Origin of the sequence: Plantactinospora sp. B6F1 (genome assembly GCF_040120695.1) — a bacterium.
Lineage (GTDB): Bacteria > Actinomycetota > Actinomycetes > Mycobacteriales > Micromonosporaceae > Plantactinospora.
Genome location: NZ_JBEEAC010000011.1, coordinates 124,740 through 139,648, shown reverse-complemented (window position 1 = coordinate 139,648; position 14,909 = coordinate 124,740). Strand labels below are relative to the sequence as shown.

Below are 14,909 nucleotides of genomic sequence, written 5' to 3'. Positions count from 1 at the left end.
CGGAGCGCGTCGGAGGTCGTTCGCCGGGCGGACGCTCAGGTCGAAGTGCTGGCCAGGGCCTCCACCACCCGCTGCGCCGCCCGCCCGTCGCCGTAAGGTTCGCTCCGCGCGGTGGTCGGCGCGTCCCGGGTCGCGGTGCGGACCCACTCGTCCGCGACGATGGCGCGAGGGTCCGGGACGAGCCGGTTCCAACCGCCGTCGAGGGTCTCCGACCACTCGGTCTCGGTCCGCAACGTGGTGCACGGGCGACCGAGCAGGTAGGCCTCCTTCTGGAGGCCCCCGGAGTCGGTGATCACACCTGCCGAGCCGAGCACCGCGGCCACCATGCCGGCGTAGGGCAGCGGTCGGCCAACCCGGATCGCACCCTGGGCCAGCTTCACGCCGTGCTCGTCGGCCCGGGCCAGCAGCCTCGGGTGGGCGAGCAGCGCCACCGGCACCGGCAGCACGGCGAGCGCGTCGACCAGGGCGGCGAGCCGATCCGCGTCGTCGGTGTTCTCGGCCCGGTGCACGGTGGCGAGCAGGTACGGTGCGTGGACGTCGATGCCCTCGGGCAGCTCGCCGGGGTGCTGCTCGCCGGCCAGCACCGAGTCGCGTACCCGCAGGCAGACGTCGACCATCACGTCGCCGACCATCCGCGCCCGCGCCGCCAACCCCTCGTCGGCGAGATGCCGCATGGCCTCCTCGGTCGGGGCCAGCAACAGGTCGGCGGCGTGGTCGGTGAGGACCCGGTTGTGCTCCTCCGGCATCGCCCGGTTGAACGAGCGCAGCCCGGCCTCCAGGTGCGCCACCGGCAGGTGCTGCTTCACGGCGCTGACCGCACCGGCGAGGGTCGAGTTGGTGTCCCCGTAGACCAGGACCCAGTCCGGACGCTCGGCGGCGAGTACCGGGTCCAGCGCCGCGAGGGTCCGACCGGTCTGTACCCCGTGCGTGCCGGAGCCGATTCCGAGGTGTACGTCCGGTTGCGGGATGCCGAGTCCGGAAAAGAACACGTCGGAGAGGTCGGCGTCGTAGTGCTGGCCGGTGTGCACGATGACGTGCCGGTGTTCGGTTCGCGCGAACGCGGCGGCCACCGGCGCCAACTTCACCAGTTGGGGGCGGGCCCCGACGATGCTTACGACCTTCACGTGGCGATACTCCAGGTTGTCGACGGAGAACGCCGGCGAACCGGCGGTGGCGCGACGTACCGGACCCGCTGCGGCCGGCGGTTGGAGTGTAGCCACTGGCGGGGCGAGGCTGTCGTGAGCGGCAGGGTACGGCAATCGGCGCCCGGGGGGATTATGGGGGATATCGTTTCGCCCGTCCTGTTGCGGCCGGCGCCGCCCCCGCCATTGAGTGAGTGCCTGGTCACGGACCGCAGGTTTGACGTGCCCGCTGAGGTTTGCCGGCGCTTTGTTCGTTGTGGCAGACTCCGACGCGCTCAATACCATGGGATCGCCGTCGAAACGCCAGCATCAGGGGGCCATGCCGCAATGATCCTCGATCCTTCGCGGGTACCGGTGACCCGGTCCGAGGTCCGGCGATGACCCTGGGGCGCACTGCCGCCCGGAGGGTCCGGCGGATGGCTGCCCGCTCCGCATCGGCCGGGCTGGGCTGGACGACCTCGCCGGCGTTCGTGCGCCTCCGACTCGGTTCCGGACTCTGGGGTGCGGTGCTCGCAGTGCCGGGCCTGCCCGAGCGGGCCCGTGGTCGGCTCGCCGGCAAGGTCCAGGCGAGCCTGCTGCGGGCCGGTCGCCCGGAGCAGGCCGCGCGGACCTCGGGCGTCGCGCTGCGCCGGATCCAGAACCGTCGGCTCCGGGCCGACCTGCTGATGCGCCAGGTGAGCGCCGAGCTCGACTCCGGCACTCCGCCGAGCCTGCCCGCCGCCGTCGCCGCCGAACTGGCGATCGCCGACAGCGTGCTGACGAAGGGGAACGTCCGGGCGGCGGCCGCCTCGCTGCAGACCGCTCACCGACAGTTGTTCCATCGCCGCCTCCAGTTCGACCGGATGACGTCGCCGCTCGCCGACGATCCGGCGGGCTACCTCGCCCAGTGGCACGCGAGCGCGGCGGTCGGGGCGCTCTCGGCACCGCGCGGCCGGAGCGGGACCCCGGGGCCGGTCCCCACCGACCGGCCGTTGCGGCTGTTGATCGCTACCTACGGCAACCATGGTTTCCTCGCCGCCATCCGGCGGCACTTCACGGAGCGACCGGACGTCGAGGTGCGGTTCCTGGACCCGGGGGAGGACGGCGGCACGCACGTTCCGCTGCTCAACAACAGCCGGGCGATGATGGAACACGTCCTGTCCGGGCGCTCCAGCTACGGCGACCGGGTCAGGGAGTGGCTGGGGCCCCAGCTGGAGTGGGCCGACGTCGTCTTCGTCGACTGGTGCGCGGCGATGGCCGTGCTCTTCTCGCTGCTGGATCCCGGGTCGACCCGGGTCATCGTCCGGCTGCACAGCTTCGAGGTCTTCGCGCACTGGCCGCACCTGGTCGACTTCTCCCGGGTCGACGACCTGATCTTCGTCTCCGACCACCTGCGCGACCTCGCGGTCGCCGCGGTGCCGGCGATGACGACGGCCGGAACCCGGCTGCACGTGATCAGCAACGCGATGGACCTGCGGGCGTACCGGCGGCCGAAGAACCCGGACGCCCGGTTCACCCTGGCCGTGGTGGGGATCAAGGCGGTGGCCAAGGACCCGGGCTGGGCGGTGCGGGTGCTCCGGCACCTGCGCGCGTCCGACGACCGGTACCGGTTGGCACTGTTCGGTCAGGACCTCAACGCGGACGCGAGCCCCGACGCCCGGCGGTTCTGGGACGAGTTGCTGGCCGAGATGGCCGATCTCGAGGCGACGGGCGCGGTGGTCCGGATGGGGCAGACCGAGGACATGCCGGAGGCGTTCCGGGACGTCGGCGTCATCGTCAGCAGCTCGGTCCGGGAGAGCTTCCACTGCGCACTGGTGGAGGGTGCGGCCAGCGCGGCCGTACCGGTGGTCCGGGACTGGCCGTTCTTCGCCGGACGGCCGGCGAGCGCCCGGACCCTGTTCCCGGTGGACTGGGTGGTCGACTCCCCGGAGGAGGCCGCCGAGCGGATCCGTTCGGTCACCGCCACCGAGGAGGCCTGGCGGTCGGCCGGTGAGGCCGCCGCGGACCACGCCATCGCCACCTGGGACTGGGAGATCGTCAAGCACCAGTTCGATGAGGTCGTGTACGGTATGGCCGTCGCGGCGACGGGCAGAGGCCCGAGCAGCAGCGCGAAATAGCGCGGTACATCCAACTCTTGCACAGCGTGGGCGTACCAGGTCGCGCCCCGTCCGCACATCGGCGCGGTGGTCGACCTGCATGAAGAGGAGAGGGCCAATGGTCGCGACGGGGACGAACGAGCCGGCGGGGCCCGCACGCATCGTGATGCTCGTCGACAATGGAGTCAACGGTGACTCGCGGGTACAGAAGACGGCGCGGTCGGCCGCCGAGGCGGGGTGGGATGTCATCCTGATCGGCCGGTCCCCGAACGGTCAGCCGCAGAGCTGGCAACTGGGTGATGCCAAGGTCCAGCTCGTGCGGATGCCAAGCCCGCTCCGGCAGCGGCGGCACGAGTTCCGGCGCCGCTGGATCATCGGGCCGCTGGCCTATCCGCCCACCGGCATCGCGGCGCACCGCGCGCAGGCGGTCAAGGCGTGGCAGGCGGACCTGGCGGTCAAGCGGGCACTGCTGGCCACCGACCGGTCCGCCGGGGTGGCGGTGCGGCGGCGGTTGCTGCGGGTGCAGGAGCTGGCCGCCAAGGGCGTCAAGAAGTGGGTGTCGTTCCGCTACTGGCAGCTGACCAGGGCGCAGGGATACCGCGGCAAGTTGCGCAGCCCGTGGGACCGCGCGTACACGGTGTTCTGGCGGCGGCTGCTCGGCGACCGGTCGTGGCGCAGGCTGGAGCCGCAACTGTGGGACTACGAGCTGGCCTACGGCGCGACCGTCGACCAGTTGAAACCGGACATCATCTACGCGAACGACTTCCGGATGCTCGGCGTCGGCGCCCGCGCGAAGATCCGGGCCCGGAGCAAGGGTCGGACGATCAAACTCATCTGGGACGTGCACGAGTACCTGCCCGGGGTGAAGCCGAGGGCGGACAACGCCCGGTGGATGACGGCCAACCAGGCGCACGAGCACGAGTTCGCGCCGTACGCCGACGCCGTCATCACGGTCTCCACCCAGCTCGCCGAGCTGCTGAAGCGGGATCACTCGTTGCCGGAGCTGCCGTCTGTCGTGCTCAACACGCCCAACGCCGGTGACGTCGAGTGGGATGCGACGGCTCCCGACATCCGCAGCACGTGCGGGCTCGGTCCGGACGTGCCGCTGCTCGTCTACAGTGGAGCGGCGGCGGTCCACCGCGGCATGGGCGTGATGGTGGAGGCGATGCCCCAGCTACCCGAGGCGCACGTGGCCTTCGTGGTGAACGACCCGCAGAGCGCGTACCTGAAGAGCCTGATCGCACGGGCCCGGGAGCTCGGTACGGCGGACCGGCTGCACGTCCTGCCCTACGTCGCGCACTCCCAGGTGGTCGGTTTCCTCTCCACGGCGGATGCGGGCGTGATCCCGATCCACCACTGGCTCAACCACGAGATCCAGCTCATCACGAAGTTCTTCGAGTACTCGCACGCGCGGCTGCCGATCCTGGTCAGCGATGTGGAGACGATGGCGGCGACGGTCCGGGAGAACGACCAGGGCGAGGTCTTCCGGGTGGACGACGTCGACGGGTACGTGCGGGCGACCAGGGCGGTACTCGCCGATCCCGAGCGCTACCGCACGGCGTACAAGTCGATGGATCTCGCGGCCTGGACCTGGGAGGTCCAGGCGGAGGTACAGGCCGGCATCTATCGTCGGCTGGCCCCGGACCGGGCGCCCAGCCGAGGCTGATCGGCCCGGAACGACGGGGTGTGCGTCTCGGTCAGACCGCGATTGCGGCCATCCGGAAGCGGCGGCATCGTGGGATAGCATTCGCAGGTTGTTGTAGGCGGAGTTCGAACAGATCAACCGCGGCTTGAGGGACGAGCAATGACAGATGTCGTAATTCTGGGACTGGGCTACGTGGGACTTCCGCTTGCGCGAGAGGCGGTGCGTTCCGGGGCGTCGGTTCTCGGGTTCGACGTCAGCTCCCGCGTGGTCGAGGAGCTCAACGCCGGCAATTCCCACGTCGACGATCTTTCCGACGCCGACATCGCCGAGATGGTCGCCGGGGGATTCCGGGCCACCACGGACGAGACCGAGATCGCGACGGCGTCGACCGCGTTGATCTGCGTACCCACGCCGCTCGCCGAGGACGGTGGGCCGGATCTGACGGCGGTCGAGTCCGCCGCGCGTTCCGTGTCGCGGAACCTCCGGGCCGGCATGCTGGTGATCCTCGAATCGACCACCTATCCCGGCACCACCGACGAGATCGTCCGTCCGATCCTCGAGGAGTCCGGGCTCAAGGCCGGGGTCGACTTCCACCTCGCCTTTTCGCCCGAGCGGATCGACCCGGGCAACCGGGACTTCGGCCCGCGGAACACTCCGAAGGTCGTGGGCGGGCACACCCCGGCCTGTACGGAACGCGCTGCCGAGTTCTACGGTCGGTTCATCGAGACGATCGTCCGCACCAGGGGAACCCGCGAGGCGGAGACCGCGAAGCTGCTGGAGAACACCTACCGGCATGTCAACATCGCGCTGGTCAACGAGATGGCGCGGTTCTGCCACGAACTCGACATCGACCTGTGGGACGTGATCAGGGCCGCGAGCAGCAAGCCGTTCGGCTTCCAGCCCTTCTATCCCGGTCCCGGGGTCGGTGGTCACTGCATCCCCATAGATCCGAACTACCTCAGCCACAACGTCAGAATGCGGCTGGGATACCCGTTCCGGTTCGTGGAGCTGGCGCAGGAGATCAACGCCACGATGCCGAGTTACGTGGCGCGGCGGGCCCAGAACATCCTCAACGATGCCGGCATGGCCACCAACGGCGCCAACATCGTGCTGCTCGGCGTGACGTACAAGCCCGACATCGCCGACCAGCGGGAGTCGCCGGCCGTCCCGCTGGCCCGGCTGCTCGCCGGACTCGGCGCCAAGCTGAGCTATCACGACCCGTACGTGACGAACTGGACCGCGTCCGGGGTCGACGTTCGACGGGTGGAGGACGCGGAGACCGCCGTCGCCGAGGCGGATCTCGCCATCCTCGTGCAGAACCACCGCGGCTACGACGCGGAGAAGTTGGCGCGGCAGGCGCGGCGGTTCTTCGACACGCGCGGGGTCACCAGCGGCGAGGGCTCCTACCGGCTGTAGCAGCGGTCCCACCGGGTGCGGGGGATCGACCCGCCCGGGGTGGGAACACGCTGTCCGGAACGGGCGACCGGAGGCTGTCGCGCACGCTCGCGGCACTGGTTGCCCCGACGGTACGGGCACCGGGCAGATCGCCGGCGGTGACGTAGACTCGCCCGCGTTCGCGGCGGGACCGGAAGAGGCGGAGCATGGGCGAAACGGATTCTGGCGGCGCGGTCGAGGCGCGGAGTGTTCGGGGTCGGATCGTGATGCTCGTGGACAACGGCGTCAACGGTGACTCCCGGGTGCAGAAGGTCGCCCGCTCGGCCGCCGAAGCCGGCTGGGACGTGACGCTGCTCGGCAGGTCACCGCATGGCGCCGCGCAGACCTGGCGACTCGGTCCCGCCGAGGTCCGGCTGCTGCCCATGCCCGATCCGCTGGCCCGGCGCCGGCACGAGTTCCGGCGGGCCTGGTTGCGCTGGCCGCTGGCGTACGCGCCGAACGGCATCGCCGCGCACCGGGCCCAGTGGGCAAAGGCCTGGCAGGCCGACATCCGGCAGCGCGAGGCGGAGTTGACCCTGGCCGTCCGGGCCGGGACGACCGATCGCCGGCTGGAGCGGCGGCGGCGCCGGCTGCGGCTCGAACGGAAGGCCGCGCATCTGCTCCGCCGGTGGGTGTCGTTGCGGTACTGGATGCTGACCCGGGCCCGGAAGGGCCGCAAGCTGACCAGCTGGTGGGACCGGCTCTACACCTGGTTCTGGTCCACGGTGCAGGGTGGCCGGGCGTGGCGCCGGCTGGAGCCGGGGCTGTGGGACTACGAGCTGGCCTTCGGGCCGGTCGTCGACGAGCTGGCACCTGATCTGATCCACGCGCACGACTTCCGCATGATCGGGGTCGGCGCCCGGGCCAAGGTCCGGGCCGCCGTGGCCGGCCGGGAGCTGAAGCTGGTCTGGGACGCCCACGAGTTCCTGCCCGGGGTGCAGCCGTGGCAGGACAACGCCCGCTGGCTTCCCGCACACCGCGCACACGAGCGGGAGTACGTGCCGTTCGCGGACGCCGCCGTCACCGTCTCGGCGAGCCTCGCCGAGCTGCTGCGCCGGGAGCACGGGCTGGCCGAGTTGCCGGCGGTGGTGCTCAACGCGCCGGACGTCACGGGCGACCCGGCGGGGGAGACCGGACCGGCACCGGAACTGCGCGACCGGTGCGGGATCGGTCCGGAGGTGCCGCTGCTGGTGTACAGCGGCGTGGCCGCCCCCAAGCGGGGCCTCGGCACGATGATCGAGGCGTTGCCGCAGTTGCCCGGGGTGCACGTCGCGCTGGTGGTCAACAAGCCCGACGGCCCGTACGTCCGGGAGTTGCTGGCCCGGGCCGGGGCGCTCGGCGTGGCCGACCGGCTGCACGTGCTGCCGTACGTCGCGCACTGGCAGGTGGTGGCGTTCCTGTCCGGCGCGGATGTCGGGGTGATCCCCATCCAGCACTGGCCGAACCACGAGATCGCGTTGATCACGAAGTTCTTCGAGTACGCGCACGCCCGGTTGCCGGTGGTGGTCAGCGACGTGCGGACGATGGCGGAGACGGTCCGGTCGACCGGCCAGGGTGAGGTGTTCCGGGCCGAGGACGTCACCGACTACGTCCGGGCGGTCCGGGCGGTGCTGGCGGACCGGGAGCGGTACCGGGCCGCATACCAGCAGCCGGGGCTGCTGGCGGGCTGGACCTGGGCGGCCCAGGCCGAGGTCCTGACCGGGGTCTATCGCCGGCTGCTGGACGGCACTGCCGAGCGGTCGGCGGCCGGTGCCGGCGCCGGTCCGGCCGGCCCGGTCGGCTCCGCCTCGGGGCCGACCGGTCCGGAGTCCGTCGTGAGCCCGGGCAGCCGGCCGGCCGCAGGGGTCACCGCGTGATGACGGAACCCGACGTCAGCGTGGTGGTGGCGGTCTACAACACGATGCCCTACCTCACCAAGTGCCTGAACTCGCTGGTGCGGCAGAGCATCGGCCGGGACCGGATCGAGGTCGTCGCGGTCGACGACGGCTCGACCGACGGCAGCGGCCGGGAGTTGGACCGCTTCGCCCGGCTCTACCCGGGTACGGTCAAGGTGATCCACCAGGCCAACTCCGGCGGCCCGGCGGCACCGAGCAACCGGGCCCTGGACCAGGCCACCGGCCGGTACGTCTTCTTCATCGGCGCCGACGACTACCTTGGCCCGGAGGCGCTGGAGCGGCTGGTACGGGCGGCCGACGAGTACGGCTCGGACGTCGTGCTCGGCAAGGCGGTCGGGGTGAACAGCCGCAACATCCACCAGGCGGTATTCGCCCGCAACGAGGTGGAGATCGACCTCTTCGACTCCGCCCTGCCATGGTCGCTGGCGAACACCAAACTGTTCCGCCGGGAGTTGATCGAGCGCCATCACCTGCGCTACCCGGAGGACATGCCGGTCGGCAGCGACCAGCCGTTCACCCTGGAGGCGTGCTTCCGGGCGAAGCGGATCTCGGTGCTGGCGGACTACGACTTCTACCACGCGGTGCGCCGGCTCAACGCGCACAACATCACCTACCGGTCCCGGCACGTCGAGCGACTCCGCTGCGTCGAGTCGATCATGGAGTTCGTGGCCGGGCTGATCGAGCCGGGCGAGCGCCGGGACGCGGTACTGGTCCGGCACTTCGCCTGGGAGGTCGCCCGGCTGGTCGAGGACGACTTCCTGGGGCTGGACCGGGCGGTGCAGGAGCGGGTGCACTCGGGTGTCCGGGGCCTCGCCGACCGCTACCTCACCGACCGGATCCGGGCCCGCCTGGAGATCGAGCCCCGGCTGCGGATCGGCACCGCCCAGCGGGGCACCGTCGACGACCTGCTCGCGGTCATCCGGCAGGACGCCGAGCAGGGCGTACCGCCGACGATCATCGACGGCGACCGCTGGTACGCCGGCTACCCCGGCTTCCGTGACCCCCGGCTGGACCTGCCGGACGCCTGGTTCGACGTCTCGGACACCGCCGCCGACTGGCTCGCCCGGCTGGAGGTGGTCGCCGTCACCTGGGAGACCTGCGACGACGGTGAGCGGGCGCTGACCGTGACCGCGCGTACCCCCCGCCGGGACCTCGCGTCGCTGGCCTCCGGGCCGATCGGACTGACCGCCGGCGATGTCACGGGCACCACGCTGGAGACCACCCGGGACGGTACCGGCAGCACGGTCCGGGCCCGGTTCCGGGTGGGGCTGCTGCTGGCCGGCTCGGGGGCCGGCGGTTCGCTGCTCGGCGTCCGGTGCCAACTGCCCGCTTTCGGCGAGGTCGGCTCCGCGGCGGTACGCGCACCGGCCCGGCCGACCGTGTCACGCTTGATGTACCGCCGGGGAATGCGGTTCTTCGTGATCACCCCGACAACGAGTCACCGAGGCCAGCTCGTGATCGCCATCGCACCTGTCACCCCCCGTCGGGTCCTGGCCCGACTGCGGCGCAGGTTGCCCCAGGGAGGAAAGTAGAAGGCATGAAAATCTGCGTCGTCGCTCTCGGAAAGATCGGCCTGCCGCTCGCCGTCCAGTTTGCCGACAAGGGGCACACGGTGGTCGGCGCCGACGTGTCCGAGCGGGTCGTGCAGCTGGTCAACGACGGCGCCGTGCCGTTCCCGGGCGAGACCGACCTCGACGTTAAGCTCAAGGCGGCGGTGGCGGCGGGCCGGCTCTCCGCCACCACCGACACCACGGCGGCGGTCGCCGAGTCCGAGGCCGTGGTCGTGGTGGTGCCGCTCTTCGTGGACGCCGAGGGGGTGCCGGACTTCGGCTGGATGGACGACGCGACCCGGGCCATCGCCGCCGGGCTCAAGCCCGGCACCCTGGTCAGCTACGAGACCACGCTGCCGGTCGGCACCACCCGCAACCGCTGGGCGCCGATGCTGGAGGAGGGCTCCGGGCTCAAGGTCGGCCGCGACTTCAGCCTGGTGTTCAGCCCCGAGCGGGTGCTGACCGGCCGGGTCTTCGCCGACCTGCGGCGTTACCCGAAGTTGGTCGGCGGGGTGGACGAGGCGTCGGCCCGGCGCGGTGTCGAGTTCTACGAGGCGGTGCTGGACTTCGACGAGCGTCCCGACCTGTCCCGGCCCAACGGGGTGTGGGACCTGGGATCGGCCGAGGCGTCGGAGCTGGCGAAGCTCGCCGAGACGACCTATCGGGACGTCAACATCGGCCTGGCGAACCAGTTCGCCCGGTTCGCCGACACGGTCGGGGTCGACGTGATCAAGGTCATCGAGGCCTGCAACACCCAGCCCTACAGCCACATCCACTCCCCGGGGATCGCGGTCGGCGGGCACTGCATCCCGATCTACCCCCGGATGTACCTGTGGAACGACCCGACGGCCACCGTCGTACGCTCGGCCCGGGAGGCGAACGCGGCGATGCCGGAGTACGCCGTCGACCTGCTCGCGGCGGCCGCCGGTGACCTGACCGGCGTCGAGGTGCTGGTGCTGGGCGCCGCCTATCGCGGCGGGGTGAAGGAGACAGCCTTCTCCGGCGTCTTCCCGACCGTCGAGGCGCTGCGCCGCCGGGGCGCGAAGCCGTACGTCTCGGACCCGATGTACACCGGCGAGGAGCTGACCGCGCTCGGCCTGCCGGCGTACGCCGGTGAGCCGGTGACCGCGGCGGTGATCCAGGCGGACCACGCCGAGTACCGCACCCTCTCCAGCGCCGACCTGCCGGCGGTCGAGGTGCTGGTCGACGGCCGTCGGGTGACCGACCCGGCGCGCTGGTCCAACGTCCGCCGGGTCGTCATCGGCGGCTGAATCGGCGGCTGAGCCCGCACGGGTTGCGGCTGAGCCCGCACGGGTTCCGGGCCCGCCCGGGTCCGGTGCGGTGGTGGGGCCGCTCGGGACCTGGGAGACGCGTCGAGCCCTGACCGGACCGGAAGGGATCGGTCAGGGCTCGTCCGTCGGCACCGCGCGGCGTGGCCGAGGGGTCGGACGAGTTGTTGGTCAGGCCCGGAACACCCCGTCTACGGCGGTGGCGGCGGCCGCGTCGGCGTAACCGGTCAGCGGGGGTCCGCCTCGGCCTGGGCCGGCGGCCGCTCCGGGTCGCGCGAGACGACCTCGCCCCGGGCGTTCACCCAGCCCTTGGGCCGGGCCGGGTTCCCGACCACCAACTGGTACGGCGCGACGTCCCGGGTCACCACCGAGCCGGCGGCGATCATCGCGTACGAGCCGATCTCGACCCCGCAGACGATGGTGGCGTTGGCGCCGATCGAGGCGCCCCGGCGTACCGTCGTCGGGGTGATCTCCCATTCCGGGTTCTGGGCCCGGGGCCGGAGGTCGTTGGTGAAGACCGCGCAGGGACCGACGAAGACCTCGTCCTCGATCGTCACGCCCTGGTAGACCGAGACGTTGTTCTGGATCTTCACCAGGTCGCCGACAACGACGTTCGCGTCCACGTAGACGTTCCGGCCGATCACACAGTTGGCGCCCACCCGGGCGGTCGAGCGGACGTGGGCGAGGTGCCAGACCTTGGTGCCGTCGCCGATCCGCGCACCCTCGTCGACCTCGGCCGAGGGGTGCACGAAGACCGTGTCGGGGAGAGCGGGGGGCTCGTTCATCGCTTGAGTCACGGCTTGGCAGGATACGCCGAGGTGCCGGGCCGGTCAGCCCGGGGGACGGAGGGTCGACTCCGGCAGGTAGACCGTGTGCCGTCCGACCCGGGTCACCCGGGCCGGGACACCCGAGCGGCGTAGGTGGGCCCGGAACGCGGTGTCCGCGGGCGTGCCGGCCTCGAAGACGTAGCCGGGCCGGTCGGCGGCGGCGACCCGCCTCGGGTACGCCGGATAGCGGTCCTGTCCCGGCCGCAGGTCCGCACCGAGCACCGCGCAGGCGACCCGTTCCCGGGTGACGAAGACCAGCCGGTTGCAGGTCCAGTATTCGGCGTACACGGCGGAGGTCCCGGTCCGTTCCAGGGTGCGGGCGAGCTGCCGCTGCTGCCGCTCCTCGGCTCGGATCGTGCCGATCTCGCCGATCAGGTGCCCGGTGGTGCCGAGCAGCAGCACGAGCAGCAGGGCGAGTACGGCGGTGCCGAGTACCCCGGCGAGCCGGGTCAGCGCACCGGTGCGCAGTCGCCCGGACCAGCGGGCGACCAGCCAGAGCGGCCAGAGTACGGCGGGCAGCGAGATCTGCAGGATCGACAGGTACCGGGCGCTGGCCAGCGGTGCGCTGCCGGCGAGTGAACTGCGGGCGTACGCCGCCACGGTGAGCGCGGCGCCGAGTACCAGGGCGAGCCGGCCGGCCTGGCTGATCCGGGCGGCCCGGACCATGTCACCGGCCTGGACTTCCTCCGGCGTGCCGCCGGACCCGGCGCTGCCCGGCGTCTCCCGGCGCCCGGCGCTGCCCGGAGTTCCACGGTGCCAGGCGTCGCCGGACGGTGCGGCGGGTCCGGTGCCGTCACCCGGCACCGTAGGCGCTCGACCGGCCCGGACCAGTCCGACCACCGCCAGCGCCCCGGCGGCGAGCAGCAGCGCCAGGTAGAGCCCGGCCCAGGACATCTCGACGGCGTCGCAGCCCTCCGGGCGGCACAGGCCGCTGGCGAGCGGGATGCCGACCAGCAGCGCGCCGTGCAGCCGGCTACCCGGGGTCGTCTCCGCCTCGCCCTCGCTGACCTGCCGCAGTACCGAGATCGAGTCCTGCCCGGCCGGTGCGGTCAGGTTGTCCACGAGCAGCGGCGCGACCCCGAGCAGGAATCCGGCGACCAGTACCGCGCCGGCCGGGCCGAGCAGGTCCCGCCAGCAGCCGACCAGCAGGACACCGAATGCGACCACCAGGTAGGGCAGGACCAGCCAGTCGTCCCAGACGCAGACCCCGGTGACCAGGCCGAAGAGGCCGAACGCCAAGAGCCGGTGCCGGGTCCGCCGTTGGCCGAGGGCGAGCGCGATCAGCAGCAGGCCCAGTACGGCGGGCTTGACCTCGGGGCGGCCGCCGACGGCGGTGATCTGGTCCCGGATCACGCGTTCGCCGCCGAGCGCGAGTACCCCGACGGTGAAGGTGGCCAGCCAGGGGGAGTAGAGCCGCCGGGTGAGTCGGTACGCCAGGTAGAGGAAGGCGGCGTACAGGAACAGCAGGGGTATCCGCAGCGGAATCCAGCCGGCGCCGAAGAGCAGGAAGAGCGGCGCGGCGAGATAGCTCTGCACGGTGCCCATGTAGTGCTGGCCGTAGAGGAAGACCGGCAGTTCGCGGCCTTCGGCGATGTGCAGGGCGGCGAGCCCGAAGGTGGCCTCGTCGCTGTTGGAGCCGGGTACGGTCAGCAGGACCAGCGCCAGCCGGTAGCCCAGGGCGAGCAGGCCGAGGCCGAGTGCCACCGCGCCCGGCCGGTCGAGTGCTCGCCACAACCGCCGCCCCCTGCGGGGCACCGCCACCGACACCCCCGTGCCCCCGTCGCCGTCCCGCCTCGAAGTCTCGCACGGCCTTCCGGGTCACGGGCTCGGATCGGCGCAGGTCGGGGCGGTTCCGCCCCCGCCGCGGGCGGGCCCCGGGGGGTCAGTTGATCTGTCTCGTAGCCGGACCGGGCGTGCTGTGGCAGGGTGGCAAGGTGTCGCTGATACCCGCCGGTCCAGCGCCCGCGCCCCGGCTGCACCGAGCGGCCCGGATCGAGGACGCGGTGCACCAGTTCATCGAACGCCGCCTGGGGCAGGGTGGATGGGATGTCACGGTCGTCCCGTACGCCGGCTACGGTGCGCCCGGCTGGACCCGGGTGCTGGGTCGGGTCCTGCTGACCCGGTTGGGTCGCCGTCCCCGCCGCAGGCCGGAGAAGGTGCGTGGCTGGCGCAGCTTCGCCACCCTGCCGGTGCAGCACGCTCCGGTGGTGATCGAGGCGGGTGGTCGCCGGCACGAGGCCCTGGCCGACCGGAGCGGATTCGTCGACCTCGTCGTCGAGGCCGACCTGGCACCCGGCTGGCAGAGCGTACGCCTGTCCAGTCCCGGTGCCGAGCCGGTCGACGCGCCGGTCCGGATCGTCGACCCGGCGCTGCGGATCGGCGTGCTCTCCGACATCGACGACACGGTGATGGTGACGGCGCTGCCCCGGCCGCTGCTGGCCGCGTGGAACACCTTCGTGCTGGACGAGCACGCCCGGATGGCGGTACCCGGGATGGCGGTGCTCTACGAGCGCCTGGTCAACGCGCATCCCGGCGCCCCGGTACTCTACCTGTCCACCGGTGCCTGGAACGTCGCTCCGACCCTGACCCGGTTCCTGTCCCGGCACCTCTATCCGGCCGGCCCGCTGCTGCTGACGAACTGGGGCCCGACGGCGGACCGCTGGTTCCGCAGTGGACGGGAGCACAAGCGCGCCGCCCTGGCCCGGCTGGTACGCGAGTTCCCCGAGATCCGATGGTTGCTGATCGGCGACGACGGCCAGCACGACCAGGAGATCTACGCCGAGTTCGCCGCCGAGCACCCGGACAACGTCGCCGGAGTGCTGATCCGCCGGCTGTCGCCGACCCAGGCGGTGTTGGCCGGCGGTTTCCCGGCTCCGACGGGCAGCACCGACGACAGCACCCCGGCGGCCGGGCTGCTGGGCGAGCGCTGGTTCTGCGCACCTGACGGCGCCGGGCTGTGGCGGCTGCTCCGGGACGCGAACCTCGTCTGAGCCGCAGCGCCGGATCCGGGCCGGGCCGCGCGAGCAGCGGTACCGCCGCGCCGCTGCCCCGG

Annotated in this window: 10 protein-coding genes; 7 read left to right on the top strand and 3 right to left on the bottom strand. The window is 72.1% G+C overall.

The window, feature by feature from the left end:
* Nucleotides 1-35 precede the first annotated feature (35 nt).
* Nucleotides 36-1,124, bottom strand: coding sequence for a non-hydrolyzing UDP-N-acetylglucosamine 2-epimerase (wecB, locus tag ABNF97_RS16775; RefSeq protein ID WP_130466128.1), 1,089 nt, complete (start codon nt 1,122-1,124; stop codon nt 36-38).
* Nucleotides 1,125-1,558: 434 nt separating this feature from the next.
* Between wecB and ABNF97_RS16770 the strand changes: the two genes are divergently transcribed.
* The 6 genes from ABNF97_RS16770 (at nt 1,559) to ABNF97_RS16745 (ending at nt 11,012) form a co-directional block, all read left to right on the top strand.
* The gene (locus ABNF97_RS16770; RefSeq protein WP_349339070.1) at nt 1,559-3,238 is read left to right on the top strand and encodes a glycosyltransferase family protein; all 1,680 of its coding nucleotides are present in this window, start codon (nt 1,559-1,561) and stop codon (nt 3,236-3,238) included.
* A gap of 97 nt (nt 3,239-3,335) precedes the next feature.
* The gene (locus ABNF97_RS16765) at nt 3,336-4,883 is read left to right on the top strand and encodes a glycosyltransferase (protein WP_349339069.1); all 1,548 of its coding nucleotides are present in this window, start codon (nt 3,336-3,338) and stop codon (nt 4,881-4,883) included.
* Between the two features lie 138 nt (nt 4,884-5,021).
* Nucleotides 5,022-6,278 (top strand): nucleotide sugar dehydrogenase, encoded by a 1,257-nt coding sequence (locus tag ABNF97_RS16760; RefSeq protein WP_130463777.1) that lies wholly within the window; start codon nt 5,022-5,024, stop codon nt 6,276-6,278.
* Nucleotides 6,279-6,523: 245 nt separating this feature from the next.
* Complete coding sequence (locus ABNF97_RS16755) at nt 6,524-8,152, top strand: glycosyltransferase family 4 protein (RefSeq protein WP_349339103.1); 1,629 nt, start codon at nt 6,524-6,526, stop codon at nt 8,150-8,152.
* Nucleotides 8,152-9,723, top strand: a complete 1,572-nt coding sequence (locus ABNF97_RS16750) for a glycosyltransferase (RefSeq protein WP_130463776.1) — start codon at nt 8,152-8,154, stop codon at nt 9,721-9,723. Before ABNF97_RS16755 ends, ABNF97_RS16750 begins: the two co-directional genes overlap by 1 nt.
* A gap of 5 nt (nt 9,724-9,728) precedes the next feature.
* A complete protein-coding gene (locus ABNF97_RS16745) occupies nt 9,729-11,012 on the top strand; it encodes a nucleotide sugar dehydrogenase (RefSeq protein WP_349339068.1) in 1,284 nt (427 codons plus the stop codon).
* Between the two features lie 245 nt (nt 11,013-11,257).
* Here the strand turns inward: ABNF97_RS16745 and ABNF97_RS16740 are convergent, their stop codons facing one another.
* Nucleotides 11,258-11,815: an acyltransferase gene (locus tag ABNF97_RS16740; protein ID WP_349339102.1), complete on the bottom strand. Its 558-nt coding sequence runs from the start codon at nt 11,813-11,815 to the stop codon at nt 11,258-11,260.
* A gap of 45 nt (nt 11,816-11,860) precedes the next feature.
* On the bottom strand, nt 11,861-13,612 hold the full coding sequence (locus ABNF97_RS16735) for a hypothetical protein (protein WP_349339067.1): 1,752 nt from the start codon (nt 13,610-13,612) through the stop codon (nt 11,861-11,863).
* A 179-nt stretch (nt 13,613-13,791) separates the two neighbouring features.
* On the opposite strand from ABNF97_RS16735, the gene ABNF97_RS16730 reads away from it, so the two are divergent.
* Nucleotides 13,792-14,847, top strand: a complete 1,056-nt coding sequence (locus ABNF97_RS16730) for an App1 family protein phosphatidate phosphatase (RefSeq protein WP_486484959.1) — start codon at nt 13,792-13,794, stop codon at nt 14,845-14,847.
* The last annotated feature ends 62 nt before the right edge of the window (nt 14,848-14,909 follow it).

Excerpts from the sequence above, each read along its gene's own strand:
- ABNF97_RS16765 (WP_349339069.1), top strand. The coding sequence starts at position 3,336 with ATGGTCGCGACGGGGACGAACGAGCCGGCGGGGCCCGCACGCATCGTG.
- ABNF97_RS16770 (WP_349339070.1), top strand. The coding sequence starts at position 1,559 with ATGGCTGCCCGCTCCGCATCGGCCGGGCTGGGCTGGACGACCTCGCCG.
- ABNF97_RS16760 (WP_130463777.1), top strand. The coding sequence starts at position 5,022 with ATGACAGATGTCGTAATTCTGGGACTGGGCTACGTGGGACTTCCGCTT.
- ABNF97_RS16755 (WP_349339103.1), top strand. The coding sequence starts at position 6,524 with ATGCTCGTGGACAACGGCGTCAACGGTGACTCCCGGGTGCAGAAGGTC.
- ABNF97_RS16745 (WP_349339068.1), top strand. The coding sequence starts at position 9,729 with ATGAAAATCTGCGTCGTCGCTCTCGGAAAGATCGGCCTGCCGCTCGCC.
- ABNF97_RS16740 (WP_349339102.1), bottom strand. The coding sequence starts at position 11,815 with ATGAACGAGCCCCCCGCTCTCCCCGACACGGTCTTCGTGCACCCCTCG.
- ABNF97_RS16750 (WP_130463776.1), top strand. The coding sequence starts at position 8,152 with ATGACGGAACCCGACGTCAGCGTGGTGGTGGCGGTCTACAACACGATG.